General features: G+C 62.5%; 13 protein-coding genes, 2 tRNA genes and 3 rRNA genes. 5 read left to right on the top strand and 13 right to left on the bottom strand.

Annotated features, from left to right (window positions below):
- Positions 1-24 precede the first annotated feature (24 nt).
- Positions 25-864, top strand: coding sequence for an HDOD domain-containing protein (locus KF892_13150; protein MBX3625958.1), 840 nt, complete (start codon positions 25-27; stop codon positions 862-864).
- A gap of 67 nt (positions 865-931) precedes the next feature.
- Entirely contained in the window at positions 932-1804 is an 873-nt protein-coding gene (locus tag KF892_13155) for a phenylalanine 4-monooxygenase (GenBank protein ID MBX3625959.1), read from the top strand.
- On the opposite strand, the gene KF892_13160 is transcribed toward KF892_13155, so the two are convergent.
- Genes KF892_13160 through KF892_13170 form a run of 3 tightly spaced genes read right to left on the bottom strand, consistent with a single transcriptional unit; the run spans position 1798 to position 4838 of the window.
- Positions 1798-2694, bottom strand: coding sequence for an alpha/beta fold hydrolase (locus KF892_13160; protein ID MBX3625960.1), 897 nt, complete (start codon positions 2692-2694; stop codon positions 1798-1800). The genes KF892_13155 and KF892_13160 overlap by 7 nt on opposite strands.
- A gap of 9 nt (positions 2695-2703) precedes the next feature.
- Positions 2704-4335 (bottom strand): GMC family oxidoreductase, encoded by a 1632-nt coding sequence (locus KF892_13165; GenBank protein MBX3625961.1) that lies wholly within the window; start codon positions 4333-4335, stop codon positions 2704-2706.
- Positions 4332-4838, bottom strand: coding sequence for a hypothetical protein (locus tag KF892_13170; protein MBX3625962.1), 507 nt, complete (start codon positions 4836-4838; stop codon positions 4332-4334). Before KF892_13170 ends, KF892_13165 begins: the two co-directional genes overlap by 4 nt.
- An 84-nt stretch (positions 4839-4922) precedes the next feature.
- Between KF892_13170 and KF892_13175 the strand changes: the two genes are divergently transcribed.
- Both KF892_13175 and KF892_13180 read left to right on the top strand, forming a co-directional pair.
- Positions 4923-5633 (top strand): hypothetical protein, encoded by a 711-nt coding sequence (locus KF892_13175; protein ID MBX3625963.1) that lies wholly within the window; start codon positions 4923-4925, stop codon positions 5631-5633.
- 56 nt (positions 5634-5689) lie between these two features.
- Positions 5690-7381, top strand: coding sequence for a long-chain-fatty-acid--CoA ligase (locus KF892_13180; protein ID MBX3625964.1), 1692 nt, complete (start codon positions 5690-5692; stop codon positions 7379-7381).
- 143 nt (positions 7382-7524) lie between these two features.
- Here the strand turns inward: KF892_13180 and rrf are convergent.
- The 6 genes from rrf to ptsP form a co-directional block, all read right to left on the bottom strand.
- A 5S ribosomal RNA gene (gene rrf / locus KF892_13185) occupies positions 7525-7637 on the bottom strand.
- Between the two features lie 143 nt (positions 7638-7780).
- Positions 7781-10655: ribosomal RNA gene (locus KF892_13190) — 23S ribosomal RNA — on the bottom strand.
- Between the two features lie 271 nt (positions 10656-10926).
- Positions 10927-11002 (bottom strand) — tRNA-Ala (locus KF892_13195).
- Between the two features lie 9 nt (positions 11003-11011).
- Positions 11012-11088, bottom strand: a tRNA-Ile gene (locus KF892_13200).
- Positions 11089-11205: 117 nt separating this feature from the next.
- A 16S ribosomal RNA gene (locus KF892_13205) occupies positions 11206-12736 on the bottom strand.
- The 16S, 23S and 5S rRNA genes sit together here with 2 tRNA genes alongside, the layout of an rRNA operon.
- A 444-nt stretch (positions 12737-13180) precedes the next feature.
- Positions 13181-14956, bottom strand: a complete 1776-nt coding sequence (ptsP, locus tag KF892_13210) for a phosphoenolpyruvate--protein phosphotransferase (protein ID MBX3625965.1) — start codon at positions 14954-14956, stop codon at positions 13181-13183.
- Positions 14957-15096: 140 nt separating this feature from the next.
- On the opposite strand from ptsP, the gene KF892_13215 reads away from it, so the two are divergent.
- Entirely contained in the window at positions 15097-15942 is an 846-nt protein-coding gene (locus tag KF892_13215) for a GNAT family N-acetyltransferase (GenBank protein MBX3625966.1), read from the top strand.
- A 26-nt stretch (positions 15943-15968) separates the two neighbouring features.
- Here KF892_13215 and KF892_13220 read toward each other — a convergent pair whose 3' ends face one another.
- From KF892_13220 to KF892_13235, 4 genes are read right to left on the bottom strand one after another with little or no spacing between them, the layout of a single operon-like run.
- A complete protein-coding gene (locus KF892_13220; GenBank protein ID MBX3625967.1) occupies positions 15969-16238 on the bottom strand; it encodes an HPr family phosphocarrier protein in 270 nt (89 codons plus the stop codon).
- Positions 16207-16656, bottom strand: coding sequence for a PTS sugar transporter subunit IIA (locus KF892_13225; GenBank protein MBX3625968.1), 450 nt, complete (start codon positions 16654-16656; stop codon positions 16207-16209). The genes KF892_13220 and KF892_13225 overlap by 32 nt, the downstream gene beginning before the upstream one ends.
- A 22-nt stretch (positions 16657-16678) precedes the next feature.
- Positions 16679-17935 (bottom strand): MFS transporter, encoded by a 1257-nt coding sequence (locus KF892_13230; protein ID MBX3625969.1) that lies wholly within the window; start codon positions 17933-17935, stop codon positions 16679-16681.
- Positions 17932-18441, bottom strand: coding sequence for a hypothetical protein (locus tag KF892_13235; protein ID MBX3625970.1), 510 nt, complete (start codon positions 18439-18441; stop codon positions 17932-17934). The genes KF892_13230 and KF892_13235 overlap by 4 nt, the downstream gene beginning before the upstream one ends.
- Between the last annotated feature and the right edge of the window lie 11 nt (positions 18442-18452).

An 18452-nucleotide genomic window follows, 5' to 3' on the forward strand; every position in this document is an offset into this window, starting at 1 on the left:
ATTCGACTAGCTGACGTGGACCCGATCGCACCGCCCCCTTCGTTCATCACGCAACCGCTGCGTGACCTGGACGCGTGGGTGAGGCATTTCCGCGATGCCGAGATCCCGGTGCTCGGCAGCACGGCCGATGCGCTCGAAGCCATGCGGGCGAACGAAGACGACGTCGACGCCAACCTCATCGGCGAGATGGTGGCCGACGACCCGCTGATGACGCTCAAGGTGCTAGCCTACGCCTCGACGCACCGGCCGCCGCGGCTCATCACCGATGTGGAGACCGTGACCGCGGCGGTGGTGATGATGGGCATCTCGCCCTTCTTCGGCAATTTCGGCCTGCAGCCGGCCATTGAGGATTGGTTGGGCGACCAGCCCGAGGCGCTCGAAGGCGTGGGCGAGGTGCTGCGTCGTGCGCACCGCGCGGCCCAGTTCGCACTGTCGTTCGCGGTGCACCGCATGGACCACGACGCCGCGGTGATCTACGAGGCCACGCTGCTGCACGATTTCGCCGAGATGCTGCTGTGGTGCCATGCTCCGACGCTCGCGCTGCAGATCCGCACCGCGCAGAAGGCCGACCCCACGCTGCGCTCGCACACGGTCCAGCAGCAGGTGCTCAACATCCAGCTCTTCGACCTGCAGCAGGCGTTGATGCGCGCCTGGGCGCTGCCGGACTTGCTGATCCAGATCACCGACGACCGCCACGCCCGCCACCCCTCGGTGCAGAACGTGATGCTGGCGGTGCGCCTGGCGCGCCACAGCGCCGAGAGCTGGGACAACCCGGCCATCCCGGATGACATCAGCGCGCTCTCGCAGCTGCTCAACCTCTCCGAGCCGGCCACGCTGCAGTTCGTGCGCGACATCGAAAGCTGAACGCACGAGGCTTGCAAAAAGCGCCGGCACGCGGGAACCTACGACCTTCTCGTCTGCACGAACCGCCATGGCCAACGCTCACAAGGCAGTCAACCAGGGGGTCGCGCCGGTCACCTACGGCACCGGCACCCGCCCACCCCGCGGCGACTACGCCTCCGCCCGCGCCGACTACACCTGCGAACAGCAGTGGTCGCGCTACACCCCCGACGACCACGCGCTCTACGAGCGGCTTTACCAGCGGCAGGCCGCGCAACTGCCGGGCCTGGCCTGCGAGGAGTTCATTGCGGCCGTCGAGCAGCTCGGCGAGCCGCATCGCATTCCGCGCTTCGATGCGCTGTCGGAGCGCCTCCACCGCGCGACGAAGTGGGAGGTGGTGGCGGTGCCCGGCCTCATCCCCGAAGAAGCATTCTTCGCGCTGCTCGCGCAGCGGCGCTTTCCAGTCACGGGGTGGATCCGCAAGCCGGAAGAGTTCGACTATGTGGTCGAGCCCGATGTCTTCCACGACCTTTTCGGCCACGTGCCGCTGCTTTTCAACCCGGTGTTCGCCGACTACATGCAGGCCTATGGCGCGGGGGGACTGAAGGCGAGCCGCCTGCAGGCCTGCGAGTACCTCGCGCGGCTCTACTGGTACACGGTGGAGTTCGGGCTCATCGCCACGCCGAAGGGTTTGCGGGCGTATGGCGCGGGCATCCTCTCGTCGACCGGCGAGCTGCGCCACAGCGTGCAGAGCCCGGCGCCACAACGCCTGGGCTTCGACGTCGAACGCATCATGCGCACCCGCTACCGCATCGACAGCTACCAGGCCACCTACTTCGTCATCAGCGGCTTCGAGCAGCTCTTCGAGGCCACCGCGCCCGACTTCACGCCGCTCTACGAGCGGGTGTCGCACGAGGGCGAACTCGCGGCCGACGCGCGGCTGCCGAGCGATCGCGTCTACTGAGCCGGGGTCAGCGTGTCCAGCACCGCCTGCAGCACGAGCGGGTGGTCCACCATGTGCACGTGCGCCATGCCGACGAGGTGACGGTTGTCGGCGCCGGGCAGCGTGGCAGTCGAGGCCGGAAATACAACGTTGTCGCAGTGGCTGTAGAAGCAGATGAAGCGCTCGAAGTGCTGGGCCGGCTCGAGCGCTTCGAGGGCCTTCTGCCAGTCGGTGCCGAGCGCCATCTCGCGTGCGTTCTGCGTGCTGCCGAAGCGCGCGAGCCAGGTGCCGCGATGCGGGCTGCCGATGGTCACGATGCGGTGCACCCGGCCTGCGCCACTCGCGGCATACCACGCGCGGATCGCGAGGCCGCCCATGCTGTGGCCGACGAGCACCGGCGCCTGCCCGGTGCTGTGCTCGAGGCGCTGCACCGCGTCTTCGATGATGGGCACGTAGTCGCTGATGGTGCCGAACACCGGCTCGAGGTTGACCGCGATGAAGGGCACACCTTGTGCACGCAGCTGCGGCATCCAGCGGTTCCAGAATCCGCGGTTGCACACGAAACCGTGCACCAGCACCACACCGCGGCGGCTGGGTGTTGCGGGCAGGTGATCGGGTTCGCGGCGGGAGCGGAAGGGTTGCTGCCAGCAGAAGACCCGCGGCGCCGCCAGCACCTCGGCCCACCAGGCCTTGAAGAGCTGCGCCGGGCTCGCCTTGGGCGCCGGATCATTGCCGTGCACAAACCAGACGAGCACGAGTTCCACTGCAAGGAAGGGGGCGTAGCCGAAGACCACCACCGCCGCACCGGCCCAGGCCCACGTCGTGTGGCCGCGCTGCACGCACCAGGCGGCCCATGCGATGGCGGTTGCGAGGAGCCCGAGGGTGATGAACTGCTGGAGCCGAGCGAGCATCCGGCGATGCTACGCGACGAGTTGTACGTCTCGTCCCGTCATTGACTTGGCGAGGCCCGTCGCCAGGCGGTTGGCCACGCCGTACACCGAAAGCTGTGGGTTGGCGCCGATGCTCGTGGGGAAGAGCGAGCCATCGTGCACCGACAGGTTGGCCAGTTGCCAGTGCACGCCATCGGGTCGCACCACGCCTTGCCGCTCGGTGCCGGCCATCGCGCAGCCGCCCATCACATGCGCGCTGACCACACGGGTCAGCAGTGGCTTCATCGGCAGGGCCTGGATCGCGTCGCGCGCCTGCGTCCAGCTCGTGTACTGGCGCGCGAGTTCATGCACCGGCATCACCTGGCGCGCACCGGCCGCGAACTGGATCTCGGCCATGCTGAGGAAGGCACGGCGGGCGCCGTCCATCACGTAGTCGTTCAAGGGGTAGTCGAGCACGGGGGACCCATCGCCGCGCAGTTGCACGGCGCCCCCGATGGACTCGGCGTGGAAGCCGTCGCGCAGCAAGGCGAGGAGGCCTTGTGTGTGCGGAAACTGCTTCAGCAGATCGGCCTGGGCCTGCCCGTGGCCGGTGAGCGTGGTCGAGACGATCACCGGGTGCATGGGCGGCGCCTCGAGTTTGTAGCCCATCGGCCCGTCGATCGCCTGGGTGTGCAGGAAGTGGTCGCTGTAGAGTGTCTGCGGTGCGCCGCTCCAGGCCTCGACGCGCTCGTCAAACGTGGCCGCCGAGATCACCACCGGGTGCAGGAAGGTGCGTTTGCCGAGCAGGCGGTGTGGGTCGGGCACGCCGGAGCGCATCAAGAGCGCCGGGCTGTTGATCGCGCCACCGGCGACGACGAAATGGCGGGCAACGATGCGTGTGGACGCGACGCCCCGCGTGGGCGAGCCATTGGCGGTGACCGGCGTGCACACGAGCGCCTGCACCTGGCCGTGCCCCACCACGAAGGCTTCGGCGCGTGTCTCCACGAGCAGCGTGGCGCCGCGGTCGAGCGCGGTGGGGATGGTGGTCACCAGCATCGACTGCTTGGCGTTGGTCGGGCAGCCCATGCCGCAGGAGCCGAGGTTCCAGCAGCCTTTTACGTTGCGCTGGATGCCCGCCGCAGAGATGCCCAGGCGGCTCGCTCCGGCGCGCAGGACCTCGTTGTTGCGATTCGCCGGCGTCAGCCAGGGGCCGATGTTGAGGCGTTGCTCGGCCTGGGCGAACCAGGGCGCCAAGGCCTCCTCGGTGTAGTCGGCCAGGCCGAAGTGCTGCTGCCAGTGCTGCAGGGTGCCGGGCGGCGTGCGGAACGAGCTCGTCCAGTTCACCGTGGTGGAGCCACCCACGCAGCGGCCCTGCAGGATGGTGATCGCTTTGTCGGCGGTCTTGCGGCCCGCGGACTCCTGGTAGAGGCTCGGGTAGGCCTCGCTTTCCAACTGTCGGAAGTCGCTGCTGCTCTTGAGCGGGCCTTCTTCCACCAGCACGACCCGAAGCCCGGCCTGCGTCAGCAACTCGGCGGTGATGCCGGCACCGGCGCCGCTGCCGATGATGGCCACGTCGCAGGTCATCTGGGCGGGCAAGGGCCCGTGGGTGCCGCCCAGCACGCGCCAGCCGCGTTGCAGGCCGGCGCGTATCGGGTCGGGAACGGTGCTCGCGGTGGTGGTCATGTCGGCCGGGGGCCCGGGTAGCCGATGAGCGGCCATGCCGCAGCGTCTGCGTAGAAGGCGGCGTTGGTGAGGTCGCGCAGGGCGTGGTACGCCTGCTGTCGCGCCGCAAGGCCAGACAGGCGCATGTCGTCGAAGGCGGCCTGGATCTCGGCCGCGCTCGCGTCAGGCCAATCGGTCGGCAGGCCGGCGAGCACACGGCGGCCGGCGCTCGTCGAAAGAATCGCGAGCAGTTGTGAGAGTTCGGCCTGCACGGCGCTGGGAAACGCGAGGATCACCTCGTCGAGGCGTTTCAGCTGTGCATCGAGTGCGGCGCGTTTCGCAGCCGCGGCTTGGGGCAGGCTGCCGTCGAGCACGGCACGCGCAACCGCGTCGAACACGGTCTTGCCCGAGTCAGTGAGACGGCCCGCGGCCAGCCCCGGCTGGAACAGCGCCACGCCGCCGCCGGCCAGTGCGAGCAGCGCCGCGGCGCCCACGCCGAGTTTCAGAAGGCTGCGTCGTTCCATGTGGCGATGAGTGTTGCATCATTCCTCCGCGGCGCCGTAGAGATGCACGACTACTCGGCGCCATGAAAAACCCGCGCCCGAACGATGTCCACACCCGCTGCGTTGATCCTTGGCCACCTGGAAACCGTCGAACACGAACGGCGCCTGCGCGCTGCGTCTCCCGAGTTGCACGCGCGTGTGCAAGCCTTGAAGGCGTATCAGCAGCGCCGCTTCGCGCACACCTATGCCGACCTCCTGGCGACGCCACGCTATGGGGCTGCGGCGCGGTTCTTTCTCGACGAGCTGTATGGCCCGAGCGACTTCAGCCACCGCGATGCGCAGTTCGCCCGGGTGGTGCCGGCTCTGGTGCGCCTGTTTCCGCGCGACGTGGTCGCCACCGTGGCGACGCTGGCCAGCTTGCACGCGCTGTCAGAGCGGCTCGATTCGGCGATGGCGCACGCCTTGGCTGGCGCCGAGGTGGATGCCGCGGCTTATGTGAAGGCCTGGCGCGCCATCGGGCACGCGCGTGACCGTGAGCAGCAAGTCGCCTTGACCTTGGACGTCGGCCGCGACCTCGACGCGCTCACCCGCAAACCCCTGCTGCGGCACAGCCTTCGCATGATGCGCGGCCCGGCGCGTGCCGCGGGCCTGTCTGCCCTGCAGGGGTTTCTTGAAAGCGGATTCGACACGTTTCTCGCGATGCGGGGTGCACAAGAGTTCCTTGGCACAGTGAGCACCCGCGAGCATGCGCTGCTGAATGCACTGTTTGACGCAGAAGATGCGGCCGCGTCGAGGGCGCTAGGACAACTACCGTAGCCACCCGTCAGCGCCGGCTGGGATCATCCGCGCGGTCAAAACTCGGCGTGAACAGCATGGAAAAACCCTGGCTGAAGAGCTATCCCCCGGGCGTCCCGATCGACGTCAACCTCAACCAGTACAACTCGCTCGTCGAGTTGCTCGAGGAGTCCTACGCCAAGTACGGAGAGCGCACCGCGGCCATCTGCATGGAGGCATCGCTCAAGTTCCGCGACATCGATCGGATGTCCACCGCGCTTGCTGCGTGGCTTCAGGCCAAAGGCCTGCAGCCTGGTGCGCGTGTGGCCATCATGATGCCCAACGTGTTGCAGTACATGCCGGCGATCGCCGCCATCTTGCGCGGCGGCTTCGTGGTCGTGAACGTGAACCCGCTCTACACGCCGCGCGAACTGGAGCATCAGCTCAAGGATTCGGGCGCCGAGGCGATCTTCATCCTGGAGAACTTCGCCAAGACCTTGGAGCAGGTGATCGGCAACACCAAGGTCCGCCATGTCGTGTTGGCGTCGATGGGCGACTTGCTCGGTGCCGCGAAAGGCACGCTCGTCAACCTCGTTGTTCGCAACGTGAAGAAGATGGTGCCGCCGTTCCGTTTGCCCGTGGGCGACGGCCGCACCGTGACCCGGTTCAACACGGCCGTGTCCGAAGGCTCACGTCAGACCTTGCAGCGACCGAAGCTGACCCCGGAAAGCGTGGCATTCCTGCAGTACACGGGTGGCACGACTGGTGTATCGAAAGGCGCCACACTGCTCCACCGCAATGTGGTCGCCAACATCCTTCAATCTGAAGCATGGTTTCAGCCTCGGCTCGCCACGATCGATGCGAACGTTCAGATGGTCGCGGTCTGTGCCTTGCCGCTGTATCACATCTTCGCGCTGACAGCCTGCTACATGCTGGGGGCGCGGCTGGGCATCCTCAATCTGCTGATTCCGAATCCGCGCGACATCCCGGGCTTCATCGCCACCTTGCGCAAACACCAGGTCCACATGTTCCCGGCGGTGAACACCTTGTTCAACGCCCTCGCCAACCATCCTGATTTTCCGAAGCTCGACTTTTCAGGGCTCAAGATTTCGAATGGTGGCGGCATGGCCGTGCAACAGGCCACGGCCGAACGCTGGCTCAAGATCACCGGCTGTCCGGTGGTCGAAGGCTACGGCCTCTCGGAAACATCGCCCGTCGCGACCATCAATCGCTTCGACATTTCGGGCTTCACCGGCTCGATCGGTTTGCCAGTGCCGCTGACCGACATCGCGATCCGAGACGATGATGGTCGCGATGTTCCTTACGGCGAGCCCGGCGAGATCTGCATCCGTGGCCCGCAGGTCATGGCAGGTTATTGGAACCGGCCCGACGAGACCGCGAAGGTGATGACGCCCGACGGCTTCTTCAAATCGGGCGACGTGGGTGTGATGGACGCCGACGGGTATACCAAGATCGTCGACCGCAAGAAGGACATGATCTTGGTGTCCGGCTTCAACGTGTACCCCAACGAGATCGAGCAGGTGGTGGGCATGCACCCGGGTGTGCTGGAATGTGCCGCGATCGGTGTCCCCGACGAGAAGTCGGGCGAGGTGGTCAAGCTTTTTGTCGTTCGAAAGGACCCGACCTTGTCCGAGGACGCGTTGTTCGAGTACTGCACGCAAAACTTCACAGGCTACAAACGCCCGAAGCACATCGAGTTCAGGAACGACTTGCCAAAGTCCAATGTCGGCAAAATTCTCCGACGTGAATTGCGCCCAGCCACGGCCTGAGGATTTTGCTTGAAAGAAAAGAGGCCGCGCGGAGCGGCCTTTTCTGCGTTAGGCCCGCAGGCCTGCACATTTTTGGTGACTTTCCAATTGCGAATCGAAAAGCAAAAACCCCCGCCACATCGTGACGGGGGTTTCAATTAATAGCCTGACAATGTCCTACTTTCACACGGGAATCCGCACTATCATCGGCGCTGAGGCGTTTCACTGTCCTGTTCGGGATGGGAAGGAGTGGGACCACCTCGCTATGGTCATCAGGCTTAACCGGTCACTGCCTTGAGTGCTCAAGACAGCCAATTTGTAGAGTCGCACAGTTTATAAACTGTGAATCAGCATTTGATTGCGCCGCTTCAATTGAAGACTGGCATAACAGCTTACCCACTTGACATTCGTCAAAATTATAGGGTCAAGCCTCACGAGCAATTAGTACTGGTTAGCTTAACGTATTACTACGCTTCCACACCCAGCCTATCAACGTCCTGGTCTCGAACGACTCTTCAGGGGGCTCAAGGCCCCGGCAAGACTTATCTTAAGACGAGTTTCCCGCTTAGATGCTTTCAGCGGTTATCTCTTCCGCACATAGCTACTCGGCAATGCCACTGGCGTGACAACCGATACACCAGAGGTGCGTCCACTCCGGTCCTCTCGTACTAGGAGCAGGCTCTCTCAATCTTGCAGCGCCCACGGAAGATAGGGACCAAACTGTCTCACGACGTTTTAAACCCAGCTCACGTACCTCTTTAAATGGCGAACAGCCATACCCTTGGGACCGGCTACAGCCCCAGGATGAGATGAGCCGACATCGAGGTGCCAAACACCGCCGTCGATATGAACTCTTGGGCGGTATCAGCCTGTTATCCCCAGAGTACCTTTTATCCGTTGAGCGATGGCCCTTCCATACAGAACCACCGGATCACTTAGTCCTACTTTCGTACCTGCTCGACTTGTCAGTCTCGCAGTCAAGCACGCTTATGCCTATGCACTATCAGCACGATTTCCGACCGTGCCTAGCGTACCTTCGAACTCCTCCGTTACGCTTTGGGAGGAGACCGCCCCAGTCAAACTGCCCACCATACACTGTCCCCAACCCGGATAACGGGCCAAGGTTAGAACCTCAAACACACCAGGGTGGTATTTCAACGTTGGCTCCACGACACCTAGCGGCACCGCTTCAAAGCCTCCCACCTATCCTACACAGATCTGTTCAAAGTCCAATGTAAAGCTACAGTAAAGGTTCATGGGGTCTTTCCGTCTTTCCGCGGGGAGATTGCATCATCACAAACATTTCAACTTCGCTGAGTCTCTGGAGGAGACAGTGTGGCCATCATTACGCCATTCGTGCAGGTCGGAACTTACCCGACAAGGAATTTCGCTACCTTAGGACCGTTATAGTTACGGCCGCCGTTTACTGGGACTTCAGTCAAGAGCTTGCACCCCATCATTTAATCTTCCAGCACCGGGCAGGCGTCACACCCTATACGTCGACTTTCGTCTTTGCAGAGTGCTGTGTTTTTAATAAACAGTTGCAGCCACCGATTCTCTGCGGCCTCATTGGGCTCACCAAGTAAATGGATCACCTACTAAAGGCACACCTTCTTCCGAAGTTACGGTGTCAATTTGCCGAGTTCCTTCTCCAGAGTTCTCTCAAGCGCCTTAGAATACTCATCTCGCGCACCAGTGTCGGTTTGCGGTACGGTCGTATGTAGCTGGAGCTTAGTGGCTTTTCCTGGAAGCAGGGTATCACTCACTTCAGCGGCAAGCCGCCTCGTTATCACGCCTCATCTAATCCCTCCGGATTTGCCTAAAGGGTATGACTACACGCTTGAACCGGGACATCCAACACCCGGCTGAGCTAACCTTCTCCGTCCCCACATCGCACTACATATCGGTACAGGAATATTGACCTGTTTCCCATCAGCTACGCATCTCTGCCTCGCCTTAGGGGCCGACTCACCCTACGCCGATGAACGTTGCGTAGGAAACCTTGCGCTTACGGCGAGGGGGCTTTTCACCCCCTTTAACGCTACTCATGTCAGCATTCGCACTTCTGATACCTCCAGCAGCCTTCACAAGCCACCTTCACAGGCGTACAGAACGCTCTCCTACCACGCATCTTGCGATGCATCCGCAGCTTCGGTAACTGGCTTAGCCCCGTTACATCTTCCGCGCAGGACGACTCGATCAGTGAGCTATTACGCTTTCTTTAAATGATGGCTGCTTCTAAGCCAACATCCTGACTGTTTTAGCCTTCCCACTTCGTTTCCCACTTAGCCAATTTTGGGGACCTTAGCTGGCGGTCTGGGTTGTTTCCCTCTTGTGTCCGGACGTTAGCACCCGGTGCACTGTCTCCCAAGCTGTACTCTGCGGTATTCGGAGTTTGCCAAGGTTTGGTAAGTCGCCATGACCCCCTAGCCTAAACAGTGCTCTACCCCCGCAGGTAATACTTGAGGCACTACCTAAATAGTTTTCGGAGAGAACCAGCTATTTCCAAGTTTGTTTAGCCTTTCACCCCTATCCACAGCTCATCCGCTAGTTTTGCAACACTAGTCGGTTCGGACCTCCAGCAGGTGTTACCCTACCTTCATCCTGGCCATGGATAGATCACTTGGTTTCGGGTCTACACCCAGCGACTGAACGCCCTATTCGGACTCGGTTTCCCTACGCCTTCCCTATTCGGTTAAGCTTGCCACTGAATGTAAGTCGCTGACCCATTATACAAAAGGTACGCCGTCACCCTTGCGGGCTCCGACTGTTTGTATGCATGCGGTTTCAGGATCTATTTCACTCCCCTCCCGGGGTTCTTTTCGCCTTTCCCTCACGGTACTAGTTCGCTATCGGTCGATTACGAGTATTTAGCCTTGGAGGATGGTCCCCCCATATTCAGACAGGATTACACGTGTCCCGCCCTACTTGTCGCACGCCTAGTTCCACTATCAACTTTTTTCATACGGGACTATCACCCACTATGGTCGGACTTTCCATTCCGTTCTGATAAGTCGATAGCTAAAACGTGCAGGCTGTTCCAATTTCGCTCGCCACTACTTTCGGAATCTCGGTTGATGTCTATTCCTCGAGCTACTGAGATGTTTCAGTTCACCCGGTTCGCCTCGCATGACTATGTATTCATCATGCGATACCCCTAAGGGTGGGTTTCCCCATTCGGAAATCTCCGGATCAAAGCTAATTTGCCAGCTCCCCGAAGCTTATCGCAGGCTATCACGTCCTTCGTCGCCTGTAATCGCCAAGGCATCCACCACATGCACTTAGTCACTTGACCCTATAATTTTGACGCCGCTGTCGCGGACGTCGTCAAGGACTGTCTATTGAGTATTACGCGTTATGCCGTCTTCAAATCTCTTACGAGTTGAAGTTCATTTGACGCAATCAAAATGTTGCTGACGGCACGGAACGCCATGAAGCGCATTTCCGTCAGCAACGCTGATTTCGACTCTACAAATTGTTAAAGAACAACAGCCGATTCTTTCGAATCACTGATGAAAGCAAGCTAAAGCTTGCTTTCATCAGCGACCAAATCGATGTGATGTGATTGGTGGAGGATGACGGGATCGAACCGACGACCCCCTGCTTGCAAAGCAGGTGCTCTCCCAGCTGAGCTAATCCCCCAATGAAAATTGGTGGGTCTGGTTGGATTCGAACCAACGACCCCCGCCTTATCAAGACGGTGCTCTAACCGACTGAGCTACAGACCCAACGCGTTTCTTTGTGAAGCGCGACGATCCGAGCCATTAAGGGCCGGCTCACATTTCACACTGTTGTAAACGACAGCCGATAAGCGTGGGCGCAAGAATTTGAGTGCTATTTTCCAGAAAGGAGGTGATCCAGCCGCACCTTCCGATACGGCTACCTTGTTACGACTTCACCCCAGTCACGAACCCTGCCGTGGTAATCGCCCTCCTTGCGGTTAGGCTAACTACTTCTGGCAGAACCCGCTCCCATGGTGTGACGGGCGGTGTGTACAAGACCCGGGAACGTATTCACCGCGGCAAGCTGATCCGCGATTACTAGCGATTCCGACTTCACGCAGTCGAGTTGCAGACTGCGATCCGGACTACGACCGGTTTTCTGAGATTAGCTCCCCCTCGCGGGTTGGCAGCCCTCTGTACCGGCCATTGTATGACGTGTGTAGCCCTACCCATAAGGGCCATGATGACCTGACGTCATCCCCACCTTCCTCCGGTTTGTCACCGGCAGTCTCATTAGAGTGCCCTTGCGTAGCAACTAATGATAAGGGTTGCGCTCGTTGCGGGACTTAACCCAACATCTCACGACACGAGCTGACGACGGCCATGCAGCACCTGTGTTCTGGCTCTCTTTCGAGCACTTCCAAATCTCTTCGGAATTCCAGACATGTCAAGGGTAGGTAAGGTTTTTCGCGTTGCATCGAATTAAACCACATCATCCACCGCTTGTGCGGGTCCCCGTCAATTCCTTTGAGTTTCAACCTTGCGGCCGTACTCCCCAGGCGGTCAACTTCACGCGTTAGCTTCGTTACTGAACAGCAAGCCGTCCAACAACCAGTTGACATCGTTTAGGGCGTGGACTACCAGGGTATCTAATCCTGTTTGCTCCCCACGCTTTCGTGCATGAGCGTCAGTACAGGCCCAGGGGATTGCCTTCGCCATCGGTGTTCCTCCGCATATCTACGCATTTCACTGCTACACGCGGAATTCCATCCCCCTCTGCCGTACTCTAGCCTTGCAGTCACAAATGCAGTTCCCAGGTTGAGCCCGGGGATTTCACATCTGTCTTGCAAAGCCGCCTGCGCACGCTTTACGCCCAGTAATTCCGATTAACGCTTGCACCCTACGTATTACCGCGGCTGCTGGCACGTAGTTAGCCGGTGCTTATTCTTCAGGTACCGTCATTAGCTCAATTTATTAGATTGAGCCGTTTCTTCCCTGACAAAAGCGGTTTACAACCCGAAGGCCTTCTTCCCGCACGCGGCATGGCTGGATCAGGCTTGCGCCCATTGTCCAAAATTCCCCACTGCTGCCTCCCGTAGGAGTCTGGGCCGTGTCTCAGTCCCAGTGTGGCTGGTCGTCCTCTCAGACCAGCTACAGATCGTCGCCTTGGTAGGCTTTTACCCCACCAACAAGCTAATCTGCCATCGGCCGCTCCAATAGCGCGAGGTCTTGCGATCCCCCGCTTTCACCCTTAGGTCGTATGCGGTATTAATCCGGCTTTCGCCGGGCTATCCCCCACTACTGGGCACGTTCCGATGTATTACTCACCCGTTCGCCACTCGCCACCAGGATTGCTCCCGTGCTGCCGTTCGACTTGCATGTGTAAGGCATGCCGCCAGCGTTCAATCTGAGCCAGGATCAAACTCTTCAGTTCGATCTTGATAAATTACTCAAAGAATTGAAGTGAACTTCACTTCTATGAGCGTTTAAGGTCCATGAGACCTTGAGTCTTGCGACCCTTGGCACTCGCCTTCAAACGCCCACACTTATCGGCTGTATGTTTTTAAAGAGCTTGCAAACTTTCGTTTGCTTGCTGAAATTCTCTATTTCAGCTGAGCCTGTGATTTTGACATGTTTTATAAAACCCTGTCAAGCACTCAGTTATTTTGCTTTCGTTGCCGTCGTCGCCTTTGGCGATTTCTTGCTTCGTCAGCAGAGCCTGTGATTATGACTTGCTTTCTTTCCGCTCGTCAACTACTTGCTCTTTTTTCTTTTGCTGTCGTTTTGGCTTTGCTTTTTCTGCGCGGCCTTCAGTGATCAGCGAAGACCGCGACTGTAGCACTTATTTTGGAGGCGGCGCAAGCCACCTCCATTCTTTTTATTGAAGTTCGCCCGGTCTGGCGAAGAGAGTCGCGCATGCGGCCTCAGGGTCCTCACTCGAGAGAACCGCCGAGAGGTGCGGCGCCAAACGGCGCGTGTCCGCCCTCAACACTCGCTGCTTCACAGCTGCAATCTGGGATGGATGCATGGAGAAGCTGCGCAACCCCATCGCCAGGAGCAGCTCAGTAAATGCCGGGTCACCCGCCATCTCACCGCAAACGCTTACGCCTTTACCGGCAGCACGGGCGCACTCGATGGTTCTGGCAATGAGTTGAAGCACCGCCGGGTGCCACGGGTCATAGAGGTGCGCGACGGACTCATCTGCGCGATCGATGGCGAGCGTGTACTGGATGAGGTCGTTGGTGCCGACACTCACGAAATCGAAGTGCGGCAACAGAGCAGGCAGCGCCAGCGCCGCAGCGGGCACTTCGATCATCGCGCCCACTTCCACGTCCGCGTGTGGGCGCCCAGCGTCGGCCAACTGCTGCTTCGCTCGCGCGATCGCCTCGAGCGTCATGCGGACCTCACTGAGGTGCGCCACCATCGGGATCAGCAGCCGCACCTTGCCGAAGGCACCGGCGCGCAGGATCGCGCGCAGCTGTTGCCGGAACATCCCGGGTTCCGACAAGCTCCAGCGGATCGCCCGCAACCCCAGCGCAGGGTTCAACGCGTGCTCATGGCGCAGCTCCGCACTGCTCATCCGGTCGAGCGGCTTGTCAGCGCCGATGTCGACGGTCCGGATCGTGACGGGCAAGCCTTTCATCGCCTCCACCGCCAAACGGTAGGCCTCGAACTGCTCCTCCTCGCCGGGCAGCTCGCCGTTGCGATTCATGAAGAGAAATTCGCTGCGAAAGAGACCCACCCCCACCGCACCAGCCTCCAGGGCCGCAGGCGCATCCACGGGAAGCTCGATGTTGGCCTGCAGTTCCACGCGTTCACCGTCGAGCGTGACGGCCGGCGTATGCCGCAGCCGTGCCAGGCGATCACGCTCGAGGCCACTCTGCCGCTGGCGAAAACGGTATTCCTCCAACAGCAACGGCGATGGATCGACCACCACGATCCCGCTGTCGCCATCGATCACCACCCAGTCGTCCTGCCGAATGATGTGGCTGGCCTCGCGCGCCCCCACCACGGCCGGAATGTCCATGCTGCGCGCCACGATGGCGGTGTGAGACGTCTTCCCGCCCACGTCGGTGATGAAGCCCATGAACACGCTGCGCTTGAACTGCAACATGTCGGCCGGTGCGATGTCATTGGCAACGAGCACGAGCGGGTCTTCCCCCGCGAAATCTCGCGGCCCGACACCCGGCGCCGGGGCATGCCCGCCAGTTGAAGCGCGTGCCAGGGCGCGCAGCAACCGCTCGACGACCTGCTCGAGGTCGGCCTTGCGCTCGCGCAAATACTCGTCCTCCATGTCGTCGAACTGGCGCGCGATCACCTCGAGCTGCGCCGACAGCGCCCACTCGGCGTTGTAGTGACGCTCCTGGATCCACTGCTTGGTGGCGTCGGCCAGGGTCTCGTCGTGCAGCAACAGGAGGTGGACGTCCAGCAGCGCTGACAACTCGCCCGGAGCATCGGCCGGCAGGTCGCGCTTCAGGTTGCCGAGCTCCTCGGCCACCTCGTCGCGGGCCGCGCGCAGGCGCTCGATCTCGGCGTCGACCTGGGCCTCGTCGATGAAGTAGTGCGCCACGTCGACGCGGCTCGACGCCACCAGCACCGCGCGGCCGATGGCCACGCCGCGTGAAACGGGCAATCCAAAGACCTGAAAGCTCATGCGGACCATCCTAGCAGCGGTGTTTGCGCGGCCTTCTCGGGGGCGACCCGCGAGCCTGTCATTGATACGTCACGACCAGTTCACGACCACGTCACGCCACGCCCGGACCATGCGAGGCAGTTTTACCAGGAGCGACCTCCATGCGTGACCTTCCCTTGCCGACCCTGCCGATCTCGGCCCTGCGCCCCGACGCGCCACGGAGGTCACTTCACCCACGCTCGGACGCTGCCCACCCTGCCAGCGCTCACGCGCCTCGGTTTGAAGTGGTTTGGGCACGCGATGAACGAGAGGTTCGCGAAGCGCAGCGCCTGAGGCACCTGGTCTTCGCGGAAGAAATGGGCGCACGCCTGAGCGTGCCGGCCGGCGCCCCCGAAGGTCACGACATCGACATGTTCGACGCCTTCTGCGAGCACCTGCTGGTGCGCGCTCCCGGTGAAGGGGCGCGACCGGGCCCGGTGATCGGCACTTACCGCGTGATGACGCCGGAAGCCGCCCGCCGTGTGGGCGGCCTGTACAGCGAGACCGAATTCGACCTGACCCGGCTGCGCCCGATGCGTTCGAAGATGGTCGAGCTGGGCCGCTCCTGCGTGCACCCGGCCTGGCGCTCGGGTGGCGCGATCATGGCGCTGTGGGGTGCGCTGGCCGAATTCATGGTCCGCAACAACCTCGACACCATGATCGGTTGCGCCAGCGTCAGCATGCGCGACGGCGGCCACTACGCCGCGAGCCTCTGGGAGCAGCTGCGCCACACACATATAGCGCCGATCGAGTTGCAGGTGACGCCCCGCCTGCCCTTGCCGGTCGACGACCTGCAGCACAACCTGGATGTGGAGGCGCCCGCCTTGATCAAGGGCTACCTGCGCTGTGGCGCCAAGGTGTTGGGCGCGCCCGCCTGGGACCCGGACTTCAACACCGCCGACCTGCCGATGCTGATGCGCATCGATGACTTGCCCGCTCGCTACCGCAAGCATTTCTTGGGCAACTGACCCTCGGCGCCTGAGCGCCGAAGGCCTCACTCGCCTTCGCCGAACTTGTCGTTGATGAGGGCGCAGAGCGCGTCCATCGCGGCCTGTTCGTCAGGCCCGGAGGTCTCGATCTCGACCTCCGCCCCCATGCCGGCCGCCAGCATCATCACGCCCATGATGCTCTTGGCATTCACGCGGCGGGCATTGCGGGTCATGAACACGTCGCTCTGAAAGCTGCCGGCCAGCTTGGTCAGCTTGGCCGAGGCGCGGGCGTGCAGGCCCAGCTTATTGCTGATGCTGATGTTTGCTTTGATCATTGGCACCCGGTTTGTAGGCTTGGTTCTGCGGCTTGGACGTGGCCACCTGCATCACGCCCTGCGTGGCCCCGGCCACCGCCCGCGCCACCACGGCGTCGAGCGGCTCGTCGGCGTAGCACAGCGAGCGCCACAGCATCGGCACGTTGACGCCGGCGATCACCTTCACATGCAAGCCGTCGGCCAGGCGCTGCGCCACGTTGCAGGGGGTGGCGCCGAAGACGTCGGTGAAGATCACCGCATCGGGCTCGCTCACGTCCGCCAGCAGCTCGCGCGCCTTGGCTTCGATGTCTTCCACCGACTGGTCGGGCAGCACGTCGAGTGCCTGCAGGCGCCCGCCGCAATCGGGAAAGGTGTGCTGAGCCACGGCCTTCAGCGAAGACGCAAGCGGCGCATGGGCAATGATCAGCAGGCCGGGCATGGTGGGGCGATTATGAGAGGGTTCACCGCGCCGTCACGGCGGCCGTGACGGCCAGCTTGGGCTCGCGTCGCCACAAAAACCACAGATAAGACAGGCTGCAGCACACCGCCAACAACGCAAACGCCCCCTGGTACGCCGACACCGTGCTCCACCCGGTGGCCACCAGAGCGTCGATCACCGCGCCCATCGTCCACTGCAGGGTGAACACGCCAGCGAAGATGACAAGGTTGTAGGCCGACAGCGCCCGCCCCGCCAGCGACGCGGGAAAGGCCTGCCCGATGGCCGGCTGCGACAGCGACACGAAGGTGCTCGACACGCAGAAAAGCCCCCACAGCCACGCCGTCGCCTCGGAGCCCGCCACCACGCCCGCCCAGAGCGCCAGGATCGGCACGGTCATGCCCCGCGCAATGAGGCCGTGCGCCGTCCAGCCGCGGGCGTAGAGGCGCGGCACCAGGAAGCCCCAGGCCATGAAGGCGAGGAGCATCGCGACATTGATGCCGAACAGCCCGGCCGCCGTTTCGCCCGGCGACCACCCGCAGACACGCGTCAGCCACGGCCCGATCCAGAGCGATTGCAGCGCCACCATGCCCCCGTACTGGAAGAAGCCCATCGGCAGGTAGCGCCGGAACACCGGGTGCCGGAACACCTCGCCGTAGCCGCCCGTGGCCACCGGCAAAGGCGCGTCTTCCAGCCGGTCGGGCGGCACGGCGCGGGCGATGAAGACCATCGCGACCACAAAGAAGAGTGCCAGCGCCCAGAACAGGCCGCGCCAGCCCAGCAGCGGCATCAGCCACTGCACAGGCAAGGTCGAGGCGATCAGCCCCAGCGAGCCCGTCATCAGCATCCAGGAGTTGGCCCGCATCTGCGTCGTCGGCGTGAAGTTGCGGCGGAAGCTCGTCATCGGCGCCATCAGGCAGGCGCTGACGCCCACGCCGATCAGCGCGCGGGCGACGGTGAGCGCCATGAAGCTGTCGGCCAGCGCAAACGCGCCGCACCCGACGACCGCCACCGCCAGGAACACCAGCAGCACGCGCTTCGGGCCGTAACGGTCGAGCGCGCTGCCGAGCGGCAGCTGCATCGCCGCGAAGCCGAGGAAGTACGCCCCGGCCAGCAGGCCCAGTTCGCTGGCGGTGAGCTGCAACTCGGCACTGAAGGCCGGGGCCAGCGTCGCCACCACGCCCCGCACCAGCGCGGAGGGGAAATAGGCAAAGGCAAAGCTCAGGAACACCAGCGTCGCCGTGCGGGCCGGCAGGTTCGTCGAAACAGTGGGCGCGTTCATGGGCGCAGCTTCAGACCGTCGAAAAACGTGGCCACCGCCTCGGCGTCGAGCGACTTGCCCATCGCCGTCGCCTGGTACACCCGGGTGCCGTGGGCGAAGAAGCCGCTTTCCAACCGCACCGCCTCGCCACCCGGCAGGCGGCCCTGCACCTGCACCCGCTCGGCTTGCGGGTTGGGTGTCATGCCGGTGAGGCGCATCGGGCCGGCCACCGTCGACGTGCCGCCCAGGTTGCCAGCGCTCGAAGCCCGCAGATCCTGCAGCGCCTGCGTCACCTTGGCCGGGTCGACCACGTCGGCAAAGGCCAGCGCCCAGGTCACGTCGCCAGCACGGCAGGCCACGAGCACCATGCGCACCCGCGCCCCGGCCAGGCTGACCATGCGGGCGTCGGTCGTGGGCTTGCAGGGGAACATGGCGACGGCGTGGCTGTCTTCGGGCTGGATCTCGCGCCAGTCGAGCGAGGGCGCACACCCCGTCAACACCGCCCCCACCCACCCCAACGACAGCACCCATGCGGCTC

It is taken from the genome of Rhizobacter sp., assembly GCA_019635355.1.
GTDB lineage: Bacteria > Pseudomonadota > Gammaproteobacteria > Burkholderiales > Burkholderiaceae_C > Rhizobacter.